Source organism: Bradyrhizobium sp. Arg237L (genome assembly GCF_029990105.1).
Taxonomy (GTDB): Bacteria; Pseudomonadota; Alphaproteobacteria; order Rhizobiales; family Xanthobacteraceae; genus Bradyrhizobium.
The window spans coordinates 24,582-40,431 of the sequence record NZ_JAQMIL010000048.1; the positions used below are offsets into that span (position 1 = coordinate 24,582).

Consider the following 15,850-nt stretch of genomic DNA (forward strand, 5'->3'; position numbering starts at 1 on the left):
CGCTGGCTGAGGCCGTCTTTTCTCACATCGAGATCACGTGACGCCCCGGCCACAAGGGACGGGTATTCCATGCAATTGCGTCTGTACGATACGTTGACCCGGGAAAAGCGGCCCTTCGTGCCGCTCGATCCCAACAATGTGCGCATGTATGTCTGCGGGCCGACGGTCTACGACTTCGCCCATATCGGCAACGCGCGCCCGGTGATCGTCTTCGACGTGCTGTTCCGCCTGCTGCGGCATGTCTATGGCGAGAACCACGTCAAATATGTCCGGAACGTCACCGACGTCGACGACAAGATCAACGACCGCGCCGCTCGGGATTATCCCGGCCTGCCGCTGAACGAGGCGATCCGCAAGGTCACCGAGCAGACGGAGCGCCAGTTTCAAGAGGACGTCGACGCGCTAGGCGCCTTGCGCCCCACGGTCGAGCCGCGCGCGACCGAGCACATCGCGGAGATGCGTGTGCTGATCGAGAAGCTGGTCACAGACGGTTTTGCCTATGTCGCCGAAGATCATGTGCTGTTTTCGCCGCAGGCGATGAACGCGGCCAATGGCGTGCTGCCGCGTTACGGCGTGCTCGCCAACCGCTCGCTGGACGAGATGATCGCGGGCGCCCGCGTCGATGTCGCCCCTTACAAGCGCGACAACACCGATTTCGTGCTGTGGAAGCCGTCCAAGCCCGGCGAGCCGTCCTGGCCGTCGCCATCAGGCATCGCGGTGCCGGGCCGCCCGGGCTGGCATATCGAATGCTCGGCGATGGCGTGGAAACATCTCGGCGAGCAGTTCGACATCCATGGCGGCGGTATCGATCTCGTGTTCCCGCATCATGAGAACGAACTCGCGCAAAGCTGCTGCGCCTTCCACGAAGCGCGCATGGCGAACACCTGGATGCACAACGGCTTCCTGCAGGTCGAAGGCGAGAAGATGTCGAAGTCACTCGGCAACTTCGTCACGATCAGGGAGTTGCTGGCGGACTGGCCGGGCGAAGTGCTGCGCCTCAACATGCTCAGGACGCATTATCGCTCGCCGATCGACTGGACGCTGAAGGGGCTGGAAGAGAGCGCCAAGACGCTCGACGACTGGTACGCCGTCGCGGCCGATGCCGCGGGCGATCGGCCGGCGGAGGCCGTTGTCGAGGCGTTGTCCGACGACCTCAACACGGCACAGACGATTACGGCGCTGCACGGGTTGCGGAATGCGGCTGCAAGCGCTGAACAGGCGCGCGGCACCTTCGCGGCATCGCTTCGGTTCCTGGGCTTCCTCGGCCAGAGTGCCGCGGAATGGAAGGGCCGCAAGCACCAGGCGAGTGGTATCGACCCGAAATGGGTTGAAGGGCTGATCTCGGATCGGGCAGCAGCGCGCGCGCGGAAGGATTTCAAGGAGTCCGATCGTATCCGCGACGAGCTCGCGGCCAAGGGCGTCGTGCTGAAAGACGGCAAGGGTGCCGACGGCAAACCCGTGACCACATGGGAGTTGGCATGATGGCACAGGCACTCCCACAACCCGGACTGCGACCGTTCCTGCCGGCGGATACGCCGATATTGGCGGCGATCTTTGTGGCCGCGATCCAGGAACTGACCGGGGACGACTACGGCGAGACGCAGCAGGAAGCTTGGGCAGCCGTCGCCGATGACGAGGTGGCCTTCGGCAAGAAGCTCGCTGGGGAGTTGACGCTGATCGCAACCATCCAGAATTCGCCGGTCGGCTTTGCTTCGCTGAAGAACAACAACCACATCGACATGCTCTATGTGCATCCGAGCGTGGCCGGGCAGGGTGTCGGCGCGATGCTGTGCGACGCGCTGGAAAAGCTCGCCGGCGCGCGCGGCACCAAGACGCTTTCGGTCGATGCCAGCGACAACGCGCTCGATTTCTTCCGCAAGCGCGGCTACGTCGCCAAGCAGCGCAACAGCGTGACCATCCAGGGCGAATGGCTCGCCAATACGACGATGGAGAAGGCGCTAGCGAATGGTACCGCCGCGGGAGGCACGCCGTGAGCCGCGAACGCCTCTATCTCTTCGACACCACCTTGCGCGACGGCGCGCAGACCAATGGCGTCGATTTCACGCTGCAGGACAAGCAGGTGATCGCGCAGATGCTGGACGAACTCGGCATCGACTATGTCGAGGGCGGCTATCCCGGCGCCAACCCGACCGACACCGAGTTCTTCTCGGCAAAGCCGAAATTCGACCATGCACGCTTCACCGCCTTCGGCATGACGCGGCGTCCGGGCCGCTCGGCGTCCAACGATCCCGGATTGGCGACGATCCTGGAGGCGAAGGCGGACGCGATCTGCTTCGTCGCGAAGTCGAGCGCCTATCAGGTGCGCGTCGCGCTGGAGACCACGAACGAGGAGAATCTCGCTTCGATCCGTGACAGCGTCGCTGCGGCGACGGCTGCCGGGCGCGAGGTGATGGTCGATTGCGAGCATTTCTTCGACGGCTACAAGGAGAATGCCGAGTTCGCGCTGTCGTGCGCCAAGGCCGCCTATGAGGCCGGCGCGCGCTGGGTGGTGTTATGCGACACCAATGGCGGCACCATGCCGCACGAGATCGAAACCGTCGTCGGCAATGTCGTGCGCCACATCCCCGGCAGTCACGTCGGCATCCACGCCCATAACGACACCGAGCAGGCCGTGGCGAACTCGCTTGCCGCGGTGCGCGCCGGCGCGCGCCAGATCCAGGGCACGCTGAACGGGTTAGGGGAACGTTGCGGCAATGCCAATCTCTGCTCGCTGATCCCGACGCTGAGGCTGAAGAAGGAGTTCTCGGAGAATTTCGAGATCGGCGTCACCGCCGAGAAGATGACGACGCTGATGAAGGTGTCGCGCACGCTCGACGACATGCTCAACCGCGCGCCGAACCGGCACGCAGCTTATGTCGGCGAGAGCGCCTTCGTCACCAAGACCGGCATCCATGCGTCCGCCGTGCTGAAGGACCCGCAGACCTACGAGCACGTGCCGCCGGAATCTGTCGGCAATCACCGCAAGGTGCTGGTATCAGACCAGGCCGGACGCTCCAACGTCATCGCCGAGCTCGACCGCGCCGGCATTCCCTACGAGAAGAACGATCCGAAGCTGACGCGGCTCGTCGCTGAGCTGAAGGAGCGCGAGGCCGCGGGCTTCGCCTATGAATCCGCCAACGCCTCGTTCGAGCTGCTGGCGCGGCGCACGCTCGGGAAGGTGCCGGAATATTTCAAGGTCGAGCAGTTCGACGTCAACGTCGAGCAGCGCGACAATGCGCTCGGCCAGCGCGTCACGGTCGCGCTCGCGGTGGTGAAGGTCAACGTCGCCGGCGAGCGGCTGATCTCGGCCGCTGAAGGCAACGGCCCCGTCAACGCGCTCGACGTCGCCTTGCGCAAGGACCTCGGCAAGTATCAGAAATATATCGAGGGATTGAAGCTGATCGATTACCGCGTGCGTATCCTCAATGGAGGCACCGAGGCGGTGACGCGCGTCCTGATCGAGAGCGAAGATGAGACCGGCGAGAGCTGGACCACAGTCGGCGTATCGCCGAACATCATCGATGCCTCGTTCCAGGCGCTGATGGATTCAGTGTTCTACAAGCTGGTGAAATCAGGCGCGTCTGGGTGAAGCTCGCGGCGACGCATCGCCAAACGCCGTCATTGCGAGCGAAGCGAAGCAATCCATCTCTCCGCGCAAGCGGACGCATGGATTGCTTCGTCGCTTCGCTCCTCGCAATGACGGTGAACCTGGGGTGAGGGCCACGCATGATCGACCATATCTCTGTCGGCGTCAGCTATCTCGAACGTTCCGCGCGTTTCTATGAGGCAACGCTCGCGCCGCTTGGCCTCTCGCGTCTGGTCACCCGTCCGGCCACGATCGGGTTCGGCAAGAGCTATCCCGAATTCTGGATCAACCTGCGCGCCGGCATGAAGCCGGTCGCCTCCGACAGTGGCAGCCACGTCTGCCTGCGGGCAAAATCAACTGCCGACGTCGATGCCTTCCATGCTGCGGCGCTGAGTGCCGGCGGCCGCTCGGACGGCGCGCCTGGCCTGCGCCCGCACGACCGTGTCAGGTACTACGCGGCCTTCGTCACCGACCCCGATGGCAACCGCATCGAGGCGGTGACGTTTCCGAGCGAGTGAGCTCTTACAGTCGCCGCGCCACGTCTGGCGCGAGTTCCTTGCCGGCCTCGGGCGAGCGCGCGGCAGCGGCGCGCAGGCGAGGCACGATATCCTCGACGCGGTCGGCCGTCAGCACCTCGAGCGGCAGCGTCGCGCGGATGAAGGCCGTCGAGCGCATATGATCGAGCAACGCGAGCAGCGGCTCCCAAAAACCGTCGATATTGGCGAGCAGCACCGGCTTCGTATGCCGGCCAAGCTGCTGCCAGGTGAGCTGCTCCACCAGTTCCTCAAGCGTGCCGATGCCGCCGGGCAGTGCCACGAAGGCATCCGACCGTTCGAACATCAGCCGCTTGCGCTCGTGCATGTCGGGCGTGACGATCATCTCCTGGACGCGCGTGAGCGCGTTCTCGCGGGCGCGGAGAAAATCCGGGATGATGCCGGTGACCTTGCCGCCATGGTCGAGCGTCGAGGTCGCGACCGCGCCCATCAGTCCGATTGAGCCGCCACCATAGACGAGGCGGATGTCACTCTCGGCAAAGATCCTTCCGAGCGTGTTGGCTGCTTCGACAAAGCTGGGGCTGGTGCCGGGGCCGGAGCCGCAATAGACGCAGACGGTCTTGATCTGGTTCATTGGTCTGATTTGGTTCATCCGCTCATGTGGCACTGCAACGAAAAAAACGTCAAGCCCGGCATTTCACGTGGCGTGGCGTAAAAGTGGCGTAAATCGCTGAAAATCGTGAAAGATCCACTCCATGAGGGTTTCCGCGAGATCAAAATCGCCTATATGACGGGCACAATGCGGATCCATGCAAATCACGTGACAGCGAACCGGCGCGCCGTCCTGACGGCGGCGATGGGTTAATGTCGTCCCAACCCCAACTGCGCCTGAACGATATGTCATCTGCCGATGCAAGCAGCGCCGAGAAGGCTACCCTGATCGGCACGCTTGCGCATCTGTGGCCCTACATCTGGCCAGGCGACCGCGCTGATCTGAAGATGCGCGTAGCGTGGTCGATGGTGCTTCTGCTCCTCGCCAAGCTCGCGACGCTGTCAGTGCCCTTCACCTTCAAATGGGCGATCGACGCGCTGAACGGCACGCCCAGCGCACCGGTGCAATCGTCGAACTGGACGATGTGGCTGATCGCTTCGCCGCTCCTGATGACGGCGAGCTATGGCGCGGTGCGTGTCCTGATGGCGGTGCTGACGCAATGGCGCGACGGCATCTTTGCCCGCGTCGCCATGCATGCGGTGCGGCGGCTCGCCTATCTCACTTTCGTGCACATGCACGAATTGTCGCTGCGCTTTCACCTGGAACGCAAGACCGGCGGACTGACGCGCATCCTCGAACGCGGCCGCACCGGCATCGAGACCATCGTGCGGATGGTGATCCTGCAATTGATCCCGACGGTGGTCGAGGTTGCGCTGCTGACGGCCGTGCTGCTTTGGCAGTTCGACTGGCGCTATGTCGGCGTCGTCGTGATCACCGTCGCGGCGTTCATGTACTACACCTATGTCGCGACCGAGTGGCGGATCGAGATCCGCCGCAAGATGAACGACTCCGACACGGAAGCGAACACCAAGGCGATCGACTCGCTGCTCAACTACGAGACCGTGAAATATTTCGGCGCCGAGGCGCGCGAGGCCGAGCGCTACGACCGCTCGATGGCGCGCTACGAGCACGCCAGCACCAAGACCTATACGTCGCTCGCGATCCTCAACACCGGGCAGGCGATCATCTTCACCGCCGGCCTGACGGCGATCATGCTGCTGTGCGCGATCGGCATCCGCAATGGCAGCAACACGGTGGGCGATTTCGTGCTGGTCAACGCCATGATGATCCAGCTCTACCAGCCGCTCAACTTCATGGGCATGGTCTATCGCGAGATCAAGCAGGCGATCATCGACATCGAGAAGATGTTCGGCGTGCTGGCGCGCAAGGCGGAGATCAAGGATGCGCCCGATGCCAAACCGCTGGCGGTGACGGCCGGCAGCGTGCGGTTCGAGGATGTGCGCTTCGCCTATGAGCCGGACCGGCCGATCCTGAAAAGCCTCTCCTTCGAGGTGCCGGCCGGCAAGACGGTCGCGATCGTCGGCCCCTCCGGCGCCGGCAAGTCTACGATCTCGCGGCTGTTGTTCCGCCTCTACGACGTCTCCGGCGGCAGGATCCTGATCGACGGCCAGGACATCCGCAACGTCACGCAAGCCTCGCTGCGCGCCTCGATCGGCATGGTGCCGCAGGACACCGTGCTGTTCAACGACACCATACGCTACAACATCCGCTACGGCCGTTGGGATGCTGATGATGCCGAGGTGGAAGAGGCGGCGAAGCTCGCGCAGATCGACGCTTTCATCCGGATGTCGCCGAAGGGGTACGAGACCCAGGTCGGCGAGCGCGGCCTGAAGCTGTCGGGCGGCGAGAAGCAGCGGGTGGCGATTGCGCGTACGGTGCTGAAGGCGCCGCCAATCCTGGTGCTGGACGAGGCGACATCGGCGCTCGACAGCCACACCGAGCACGAGATCCAGGCCGCGCTCGAGCGCGTCTCGCGCAACCGCACCTCGCTGGTGATCGCGCACCGGCTTTCGACCATCGTCGGTGCCGACGAGATCATCGTCCTGGACCAGGGCCGCATCGCCGAGCGCGGAACCCATCCCCGGCTTTTGGCGCAAGGCGGGCTTTATGCCAGTATGTGGAACCGGCAGCGCGAGGCCGAGGAGGCGCGGGAGAAGCTGGCGATGGTCGACGACGGCAGCGAGGCGCCGAACCGCGAGCCGCCGCCGGTCGACGAACCCGAGCCTGATCCGGTCGAGAAAACCTTGCCGACGGCTGCGGAATAGGCTCCATCTCCGTCTGCAGCATGATCCGATGAGACGGAATCGGATCATGCTCTCATCTCTTTGTTTGATTGTTTGAGCATGATCTTTTCGGAAAACCGGTTTCCTCTTTTCCGGATCATGCTCTAGGACTGGGAAACCGAGTGAGATTCGATGTCGATCGCCAATTCCATACGCGCGCAGATTCCGCCCATCCATCCCGAGGGCTATCCGTTCATCGGCGGCTTCGCGCTGGCGAGCCTGATCCTGTTCTGGATCTGGACGCCGCTGGGCTGGATCGGGACCGTGCTGACGATCTGGTGCGCGCTGTTCTTCCGCGATCCGGTGCGGGTGACGCCGGTGCGGGACGGGCTCGTGGTGGCGCCCGCCGACGGGCGCGTCTCGATGATCACCCAAGCCCTGCCGCCGGCCGAACTCGGACTGGGCGATAAGGCGCTGACCCGGGTCTCGATCTTCATGAGCGTGTTCAACTGCCACGTGAACCGCAGCCCGGTCGCGGGGCGGATCGACCGCATCGCCTACCGGCCGGGCGCCTTTATCAATGCGGAGCTCGACAAGGCCAGCGAGGACAATGAGCGCAACTCGGTCGTGATCTCGACGCCCAACGGCCGCATCGGCGTGGTCCAGATTGCGGGCTTGGTGGCGCGGCGGATCGTCTCCTTCGTGCGCGAAGGCCAGTCGATCGGCGCCGGCGAACGGTTCGGCCTGATCCGGTTCGGCTCGCGGCTCGATGTCTACCTGCCCGAAGGCACCAAGCCGCTGGTTTCCGAGGGCCAGACGGCGATCGCCGGCGAGACCGTCCTGGCCGATTTCCGCACCCCCGAGCCGGGGTGGACGTACCGGGCCGATTAACCATCGGCACCGCCAATTGCGGCGCCTTGCCGCTGGAATGGCGGAGGGGGCCGGCGCTTGCTATATAGTCGCGAGCCATGATGCAGATCGATTCCAAACATCCTGAACTGCGCCGCCGGCGGTTTCGCCAGATTCCGGTCCGGTTGCTGGTGCCCAATGTCATCACGCTGCTTGCGATCTGCGCCGGCCTGACCGCGATCCGCCTGTCGACCGAAGGGCGGATGGAGCTTGCGGTCGCCGCGATCGTGTTTGCCGCAGCGCTCGATGGCATCGACGGGCGTATTGCGCGCCTGATCAAGGGCCAGTCGAAATTCGGCGCCGAGCTCGACAGCCTCGCGGATTTCGTCAATTTCGGTGTGGCGCCGGGCCTGATTCTCTATTTCTGGCAACTGCACGAATTGGGCAATGGCGGCTGGATCGCGGCCATGGTGTTCGCGATCAGCGGCGGGCTGCGGCTCGCCCGCTTCAACGCCTCGATCGACGATCCAAACAAGCCGGCGTTCGCGGCAAACTATTTCACCGGCGTGCCGGCGCCGGCTGGCGCCATCACGGTGTTGCTGCCGGTCTATCTGGGCTTCCTGGGCATCACTACGCCGCCGACGATGCTGACGGCCTTCTACACGCTCCTGATCGCGTTCCTGATGGTGTCGCGCCTGCCGGTGTTTTCCGGCAAGACGATGCGCATGCGGGTGCCGCCGGAAATGCTGTTGCCGGTGTTCGTCTCGGTGGTGTTCTTCATCGCGCTGTTGGTCAGCTATCCCTGGCACATCCTCTCCGCGGGCTCGGTGCTGTACCTGATCAGCCTGCCATGGGGCTGGAAGACGTATCGCGACCACGCGCGCGCCGCGGAGGCGCAGGCGGCTGTGCCAGCCGGGGCCTCGACGTCGCCAACTCCGTCGCCGAGCTATCCGGGCGTCACTGACGCCGACCACGACGACCGTCCGGCGCGTCTTAATTGAAGCGCTAGACCCTCATGGTTCGAGACGGCGCGAAGACGCGCCTCCTCACCGTGAGGGGCGAGAGTTGGCTTCCCCCAAATATCAGCCATGAGCGGAAGCTTGGTTGGGTTCACGGCCGATCTCGGCTATAGGCATGGGCCAAGATCGTCTCGCTAAGAAGCGTCAATTTGCCAGGAGAAACGCCGTGAATAAAGCCGTCGCCGCCCCGCTGTCCGCGTCCGTGCTCGAAGCCTTGGCGCGCTATGACACGCCGACGATCTGCAACGCGATGGAGATCGTCGCCCCGGAACGGCGGTTGATCGGCTACACCACGAAGCCGCTGGTCTGCCCGTTTCCGGACCTGCCGCCGATCGTCGGCTATGCCCGCACGGTCACGATCCGTTCCGTCCTTCAATCCGGTCTGCCGGCAGCCGAGCAGGCCAAGCGCCGCATCGAATATTACGAATATGTCGGCACCGGCTTTGGTCCGCGCATCGCCGTGATCCAGGATATCGATGGCGCCGATGTCGGCTATGGCGCGTTCTGGGGCGAGGTGCAGAGCAACGTGCATAAGGCGCTCGGCTGTCTCGGCGTGATCACCGACGGCTCGATCCGCGACATCCCGCAATGGGCGCCGGGCTTCCAGGCGCTCGCAGGATCGATCGGCCCGTCGCATGCCTGGGTGCATGCCGAGAGCTTCGGCGGCGAGGTGCGGGTTGCCGGCATGACCGTGCGCTCCGACGATCTTATCCATGCCGACAGCCACGGCGCGATCGTGATCCCGATCGATGTCGCCGCCAAGCTGCCGGATGCGGCCGAACTCTGCGCGCGTCGCGAGACCCCGATCCTCGAGATCGCGCGCAGCCCGGACTTCTCGCTCGAGAAGCTGAAGGAAGCGCTGAAGCGCTCGGCCGAGATCCACTAGGGCTTCGTCAGATCGGCCAGGGCTTCGTCATATCGGCGCGACTTTGGCGACGTCGTGGGCGCCGCGAATGACCATGTCGATGGCGACATAGAGGATGACGGCCAGGCCGACATAGGCGATCCAGCGATGCTTCTGCAGCAGCCGCGCGATGAAGGTCGCGGCTGCGCCCATCAATGCGATGGAGAGGATCAGGCCGAAGATCAGCACGCTCGGGTGCTCGCGCGCGGCTCCCGCGACAGCCAGGACGTTGTCGAGCGACATCGAGACGTCGGCAACGATGATCTGCGTCGTGGCCTGGAAGAGCGTCTTCCGGGGTGCCCCGTCTGCAGACGCGCCACCGAGCTCTGCGTCGGCTTCTTCCTTCGCGGCAGCGCGCAGCTCGCGCCACATTTTCCAGCACACCCACAACAGCAGGATTCCGCCGGCCAGCAGGAGGCCGACGATCTGCATGATCTGCGTCGCCACGACGGCAAACAGGATGCGCAGCACGGTCGCCGCCAGAATGCCGATCAGGATCGCCTTGCTGCGTTGCTTCTCGGGCAGCCCTGCTGCGGCGAGGCCGATCACGACGGCATTGTCGCCGGCGAGGACCAGGTCGATCAGAACGACCTGCAGCAGCGCGGACAGGAATTCAAAGCCAAGAAATTCGGACACGGGTCATGCTCCCCTTCTGGTCTGGAGAGTGACCCCGGATTAGATGCCGGCTTGATGGCGATGCATATCGGTGAGGGATTCACCGATATGTCCCGCGATCAATGCCGCAGATCAAAGCAGGGCCACTCCAACTTAACTCCAGTCCGACATCGCAGCCTGTCGGCTGCCAGAGGGGCCCGGCCTGGTACGCTCTAGTATGGTTACTGTCGCGAATTCGCACGCGCGACGGCTTCTTCCTCGAAGAACAGCGCCGCCTGGTCCGGTTCGCCAAAGATTGCCGCTGCACACCCCATGAAGGTGAATGCACCGGCAAAGTCCCACCACGTGACTTTCCCTGAGTTTTCCTGAGCCTTGATCAGGCGCGCCAAGATGGCGGCCACTGCCGCCTCCGCGAACAGCAGGATGCTAAATGCGGGCAGCACGAGCTCAGGTTCGAGCACGCGGATCATCAGGATGGCAGGGAACACGGTCAGGACGCCGAACAGCGCGAACAGCCCGAAAGGCTCCAGCGCCGGAGTATTTCGCATGATCCAGTTTGAACTGGAGGCCAACATCTGTTCCCCTGAATGAACGAACGCCCAATAGCAGCCGCGCGGCATCTGCTGACGCCCAGCTATCGGCGGCAACCAATAGCAAAACACTCTTGCGTGCGGGAGGTTTCTGACCCGTGGCGCAGCGCCGCAGACGGGTGTAGTTGTCGCTCGACCGCGATGTGGAACCCACGAGGCAGGGACGGGAGGTGCGCGATGGAAATGCGCGACAAGACCGTGTTCATCACCGGCTCAACCGACGGCGTCGGCCGCTATGTTGCGAAGAGGCTCGCCATCGGCGGCGCCAGCGTGCTGGTCCATGGACGCGACAAAGCGCGCGGGGCATCGCTGATCGAAGAGATCAGGCGGGCAGGGGGCCACGAGCCTATTTTTTTCCAGGCCGACCTGTCCTCGCTTGCCGAGACGCGAAAACTTGCGGAGGCCGTGCTCGGAAACCACACGCGGCTCGACGTCTTCGTCAGCAATGCCGGGATCGGTACGCAGAGCGAGGGGCCGGCGCGGCAGACCAGCAGGGACGGCTACGAGCTGCGCTTTGCCGTGAACTACCTCGCGGGTTTCCTGCTCGCGCGTCTCTTGCTGCCGCTGTTGAAAGCGAGCGCGCCGTCGCGGATCGTCAATGTCGCCTCGCTCGGCCAGCATCCGATTGACTTCGACGACGTCATGATCACGAAGAACTACAGCGGCTCGCGAGCTTACGCCCAGAGCAAGCTTGCGCAGATCATGTTCACGATCGATCTCGCGCAAGAGCTGAAAGGCTCGGGCGTCACCGCGAACTCGCTGCACCCGGCGACCTACATGAACACCACGATGGTGCGCGCCGGCGGCGTTACGCCAATCTCCACTGTTGAGCAGGGCGGCGAAGCGATCCTGCATCTGGTGTCGGGCGACGATGTCGCCGACGAGAGCGGGCTGTTCTTCAACGGCATGAACGAGGCCAGGGCCAATCCGCAAGCCTATGACGCATCGGCGCGGAGACGGCTGCGCGCGCTCAGTCTCGAACTCACGGGGCTCGATGCCGGTCACTGAGCTGCGCCGGCGATTATGGTTAGCGAAACATTGAGACCGGCGCCGCGCCTAACTCCACGCGTCCAACTCGGGATTTTACGGGTTCCTCTTCGGCTTAACCTTTACGGGTCTTTAATGGCGCCCACGTAGGGTTTTCCGGCGCGGTCCGGGAGTGGGTCGTGCACCGTCCAGGACAGGCGGTGTATTGCGTACGCGTTGGAGTTTCCCATGGATATTATGACGGGCGCCGGGCTCTTGGCGGGCATTATCGTCATTTCAGTGATGATGCTCATGGGCGGCGACCTGCACATGTTCATTTCCGAACATGCGATGATCATCATTTTCGGCGGATCGGTCGCGGCCACGATGATCCGCTTTCCATTGGGCGCGATCCTGCATGGCCTGCCGCTGGGCGCCAAATTCGCCTTCACCGTGAGCCGGCTGTCGGCGCGCGATCTGGTCGACGAACTGGCCCGGATCGCCGAGATCGCCCGCAAGCAGGGGCCGGTCGGCCTTGAAAAGGTCGAGACCAACGAGCCCTTCCTGGCTAAGGGAATCCGCTACGTCGCCGACGGCTACGACCTCGAATTCATCCGCGACAATCTCGAGCGCGACCGCGACAATTTCCTGATGCATCTCGACGAGGGCAGCAAGATCTACCGCGCGATCGGCGACTGCGCGCCGGCCTTCGGCATGATCGGCACCTTGATCGGCATGGTGCAGATGTTCGCCAACATGACTGATCCCTCAAAGCTCGGTCCGTTCATGGCGACAGCGCTGCTGGCCACGCTCTACGGCGCGCTGGTTGCGAACCTGTTCTGCCTGCCGATCGCCGACAAGCTGCACGGCAAGCTGCTGGACGAGGAGACCAACCGCACCCTGATCATCGACGGCATCCTGATGATTCGCGATTCGAAGAGCCCGGCGCTGGTTCGCGAAATGCTGCTCGCCTATCTGCCGGAAAAGCACCGCGAAGGGGAGGGCGAGCCGGTGCCGGCCTGACCTTCGGCCTGGCAGCGATCCGGAGCTTCACGCGATGGCCAAGAAAAAGCGCGGCGATGCACATACCGGAGGGCACGGCTGGTTCGTGACCTTCGCCGACTTGATGGGGCTGATGATGAGCTTCTTCGTGATGCTCGTCGCCTTCTCCAGCATGGACAACAACAAGCTGAAGATCGTCGCAGGTTCGATGCGCGACGCCTTCGGCTCGCAGACCAATGTGCGCTATTCCGGCATCATCGAATCCGACGGCCTGCCGACGCGGCCGAAGTTGAAGAACGTCGAGCATATCTCGCCGGAGGAGACCTCGGACAGGCCGACGCCCGACGAGAAGGAGCGCAATCAGGAGAACGGCGCCAAGCTGCACACCGACCGCGCCTTCGCGCTCGCGTCCGCTTCGCTCCGGCAGGCGCTGCAGGACATGCCGGAATTGACCGAAATGTCCAAGCACATCATGTTCGAGGAAACCAAGGAGGGCCTCAACCTCGAGATCATCGACCAGGACGGCCGCTCGATGTTCGCCGACGGCTCCAAGGTACCTTACGACCGCACGCGGCGGCTGATCCAGAAGCTTGCCGGGCCGCTCAAGGCAACGCCGCTGCGCGTATCCATCGTCGGCCACACCGCCGCCGGTTTCGTGCCGGCGCGCAGCGAATACGGTGCGTTCGACCTGTCGGCGGACCGTGCCAATGCGGTGCGCCAGATCCTCGAGCGCGAGGGGCTGCCCCCCTCGCACATCTTCGCCGTCTCGGGCAAGGCGGACAGCCAGCCGTTGTTTCCGGACGATCCTTCGCTCGCGGCAAACCGTCGCGTCACCATCACCTTGATGCGTGAGGACCCGCCGCTGCCGCCCGGCTTGAAGCCGTAATCTGCCGAATTTACTATCTGCCGCCTGTCCAGCCGGGGACCGTTACGCGCTTGTCGCGGCCGCCGCAACCGTTGACAGGGAACGCGGAAGCGTGGATAGCCGCGCCGGATCAAACTAGCAGATTGGGCGTTCCCCCCGCCATGGCTGTCAGCGTCTCATCCAGCGAGGTCCAAGAGGGGCCGGTTACGTCCAACTTCTGGGCCTTGACGCTGGGCAGTATCGGCGTGGTGTTCGGCGATATCGGTACCTCGCCGCTCTATGCGTTCCGCGAGGCAGTCGCCGGCGCGACGCATGGGCAGCCGGTATCCCGAATCATCGTCCTCGGCGTGCTGTCGCTGATCCTGTGGGCGCTCTTCATTGTCGTCACCTCGAAATACGTGCTGCTGCTCCTGCGCGCCGACAACAACGGCGAGGGCGGCACGCTCTCGCTGATGGCCCTGGGGCAGCGGGCGCTGGGGCGGAGAAGCTGGCTGTTGCTGGCGCTCGGCGTGGTCGGCGCCTCGATGTTCATCGGCGATTCCATGATCACGCCGGCGATCTCCGTGCTGTCGGCGGTCGAAGGCCTCAAGCTCGCGACGCCCGCACTTCAACATTACGTGGTGCCCGTCACGATCGTCATCCTGGTCGTCCTGTTCTCGGTCCAGCGCATCGGCACCGGGCGGGTTGCTTCCGCCTTCGGGCCTGTGATGGTGGTCTGGTTCGCTACGCTTGCCGTGATGGGGCTGGTCCACATCAAGGATGACCCGTCGGTGCTGGCGGCGATCAATCCCTATTACGCGCTCCAGTTCCTGCTCACCCATGGCACCATCGGGCTGGTGACGCTGGGCGCAGTGTTCCTGGCCGTCACCGGCGGCGAGGCGCTCTATGCCGATCTCGGCCATTTCGGCCGCAAGCCGATCCAGTCCGGCTGGCTGTTCTTCGTGCTGCCGTCGCTTCTGCTCAATTATTTCGGGCAGGGGGCGCTGGTGCTCTCCGATCCATCCGCGATCGAGAATTCGTTTTATCGGATGGTTCCCGACTTCCTGCTGCTGCCACTGGTGGTGCTCGCGACCGCCGCCACTGTGATCGCGAGCCAGGCCGTCATCACCGGCGCCTATTCGCTGGTCCGCCAGGCGGTGCAGCTCGGCCTGCTGCCGCGCTTCGAGGTCCGCTACACCTCGGAGTCCCATGCCGGGCAAATCTATCTGCCGCGCGTCAACCGGCTGCTGCTGGTCGGCGTCCTCTTGCTGGTGCTGATGTTCCACACCTCGAGCGGACTGGCATCGGCCTACGGCATTGCCGTTTCCACCACCATGGTCGCCGACGGCATCATGGGCTTTGTGGTGATCTGGAAATTGTGGAACTGGCGCGCAGCGACCGCGGCCGCGGTGATCGTGCCGTTCGTGGTAGTCGACATGACGTTCCTGAGCGCCAATCTCCTCAAACTGTTCGAGGGCGCCTGGGTGCCGCTTTTGTTCGGCGCAGCCATGGCGGCCATGATCTGGACCTGGCGGCGCGGGACGGCCATCCTGATCGCCAAGACCCGGCGCATCGAGGTGCCGCTTGACGACCTGATCAAGAGCCTGGAGAAGCGGCCGCCGTATATCGTCAAGGGCACCGCGGTGTTCCTCACCAGCGATCCCGGCTTCGTACCGACCGCGCTGCTGCACAATCTCAAGCACAACAAGGTCCTGCACGAGCACAATGTCATCCTGACCATCGAGACGGCGCAGACGCCGCGCGTCGATGTCTCCGAGCGCGTCTACATGGAACGCGTCAGCGACAAGTTCTCCAAGGTGCGCCTCAGGTTCGGCTTCATGGAATCGCCGAACGTCCCGAAGGCGCTGGTGATCGCCCGCAAGCTCGGCTGGCAGTTCGATATCATGGCGACGTCATTCTTCGTGTCGCGGCGGTCTCTCAAACCCGCGGCGCAGTCGGGCATGCCGCTATGGCAGGATCACCTGTTCATCGCCATGAGCCGCTCCGCCAACGATGCCACCGACTATTTTCAGATTCCGACGGGGCGCGTGGTTGAGGTCGGCACCCAGGTAACTATCTGACCGGCGCACGATTGTGGCTGGTTAAACGATTGACCTATGTGTAAAATGCATGGCGGCAGCCCATTTCTCGCCTAACCTATGCATTCGAGCGAGGATATAGCCCT

15 protein-coding genes are annotated in these 15,850 nt (G+C 63.9%); 12 read left to right on the plus strand and 3 right to left on the minus strand.

From position 1 onward, the window contains the following. Positions 1-69: 69 nt before the first annotated feature. The 4 genes from cysS (at position 70) to OZ411_RS26515 (ending at position 4,104) form a co-directional block, all read left to right on the plus strand. Positions 70-1,482 (plus strand): cysteine--tRNA ligase, encoded by a 1,413-nt coding sequence (gene cysS / locus OZ411_RS26500; RefSeq protein ID WP_282530322.1) that lies wholly within the window; start codon positions 70-72, stop codon positions 1,480-1,482. Then, positions 1,482-1,994 carry a GNAT family N-acetyltransferase gene (locus tag OZ411_RS26505; RefSeq protein WP_282530323.1) on the plus strand — a complete coding sequence of 171 codons (513 nt, stop codon included), beginning with the start codon at positions 1,482-1,484 and terminating at the stop codon, positions 1,992-1,994. Before cysS ends, OZ411_RS26505 begins: the two co-directional genes overlap by 1 nt. Continuing rightward, positions 1,991-3,589, plus strand: a complete 1,599-nt coding sequence (gene cimA / locus OZ411_RS26510) for a citramalate synthase (RefSeq protein ID WP_282530324.1) — start codon at positions 1,991-1,993, stop codon at positions 3,587-3,589. Before OZ411_RS26505 ends, cimA begins: the two co-directional genes overlap by 4 nt. Positions 3,590-3,726: 137 nt before the next feature. After that, a complete protein-coding gene (locus tag OZ411_RS26515; protein ID WP_282530325.1) occupies positions 3,727-4,104 on the plus strand; it encodes a VOC family protein in 378 nt (125 codons plus the stop codon). A 4-nt stretch (positions 4,105-4,108) separates the two neighbouring features. Here OZ411_RS26515 and OZ411_RS26520 read toward each other — a convergent pair whose 3' ends face one another. Beyond that, positions 4,109-4,714, minus strand: a complete 606-nt coding sequence (locus OZ411_RS26520) for a TIGR00730 family Rossman fold protein (protein WP_165421379.1) — start codon at positions 4,712-4,714, stop codon at positions 4,109-4,111. Positions 4,715-4,944: 230 nt separating this feature from the next. Here OZ411_RS26520 and OZ411_RS26525 point away from each other — a divergent pair, with 230 nt between their 5' ends. The 4 genes from OZ411_RS26525 to OZ411_RS26540 all read left to right on the plus strand — a co-directional run bounded on the left by OZ411_RS26525 (position 4,945) and on the right by OZ411_RS26540 (position 9,630). Further along, positions 4,945-6,918 carry an ABC transporter ATP-binding protein/permease gene (locus OZ411_RS26525; protein WP_282530326.1) on the plus strand — a complete coding sequence of 658 codons (1,974 nt, stop codon included), beginning with the start codon at positions 4,945-4,947 and terminating at the stop codon, positions 6,916-6,918. Between the two features lie 150 nt (positions 6,919-7,068). Next, positions 7,069-7,767, plus strand: coding sequence for a phosphatidylserine decarboxylase (locus OZ411_RS26530; RefSeq protein WP_130581882.1), 699 nt, complete (start codon positions 7,069-7,071; stop codon positions 7,765-7,767). An 80-nt stretch (positions 7,768-7,847) separates the two neighbouring features. Further along, positions 7,848-8,726: a CDP-diacylglycerol--serine O-phosphatidyltransferase gene (gene pssA / locus OZ411_RS26535; RefSeq protein WP_282530327.1), complete on the plus strand. Its 879-nt coding sequence runs from the start codon at positions 7,848-7,850 to the stop codon at positions 8,724-8,726. 184 nt (positions 8,727-8,910) lie between these two features. Then, positions 8,911-9,630, plus strand: coding sequence for an RraA family protein (locus tag OZ411_RS26540; RefSeq protein ID WP_282530328.1), 720 nt, complete (start codon positions 8,911-8,913; stop codon positions 9,628-9,630). A 27-nt stretch (positions 9,631-9,657) separates the two neighbouring features. Here OZ411_RS26540 and OZ411_RS26545 read toward each other — a convergent pair whose 3' ends face one another. After that, positions 9,658-10,284, minus strand: a complete 627-nt coding sequence (locus OZ411_RS26545) for a TerC family protein (RefSeq protein WP_282530329.1) — start codon at positions 10,282-10,284, stop codon at positions 9,658-9,660. A gap of 200 nt (positions 10,285-10,484) precedes the next feature. Next, positions 10,485-10,838 (minus strand): hypothetical protein, encoded by a 354-nt coding sequence (locus OZ411_RS26550; RefSeq protein ID WP_245476419.1) that lies wholly within the window; start codon positions 10,836-10,838, stop codon positions 10,485-10,487. Between the two features lie 192 nt (positions 10,839-11,030). On the opposite strand from OZ411_RS26550, the gene OZ411_RS26555 reads away from it, so the two are divergent. The 4 genes from OZ411_RS26555 to OZ411_RS26570 all read left to right on the plus strand — a co-directional run bounded on the left by OZ411_RS26555 (position 11,031) and on the right by OZ411_RS26570 (position 15,746). After that, positions 11,031-11,861, plus strand: a complete 831-nt coding sequence (locus tag OZ411_RS26555; protein ID WP_165421256.1) for an SDR family NAD(P)-dependent oxidoreductase — start codon at positions 11,031-11,033, stop codon at positions 11,859-11,861. Positions 11,862-12,068: 207 nt separating this feature from the next. Next, positions 12,069-12,842: a MotA/TolQ/ExbB proton channel family protein gene (locus OZ411_RS26560; protein WP_130580623.1), complete on the plus strand. Its 774-nt coding sequence runs from the start codon at positions 12,069-12,071 to the stop codon at positions 12,840-12,842. A gap of 34 nt (positions 12,843-12,876) precedes the next feature. After that, positions 12,877-13,707, plus strand: coding sequence for a flagellar motor protein MotB (locus OZ411_RS26565; protein WP_130580624.1), 831 nt, complete (start codon positions 12,877-12,879; stop codon positions 13,705-13,707). A gap of 140 nt (positions 13,708-13,847) precedes the next feature. Beyond that, complete coding sequence (locus OZ411_RS26570) at positions 13,848-15,746, plus strand: potassium transporter Kup (protein ID WP_282530330.1); 1,899 nt, start codon at positions 13,848-13,850, stop codon at positions 15,744-15,746. Positions 15,747-15,850: the final 104 nt, after the last annotated feature.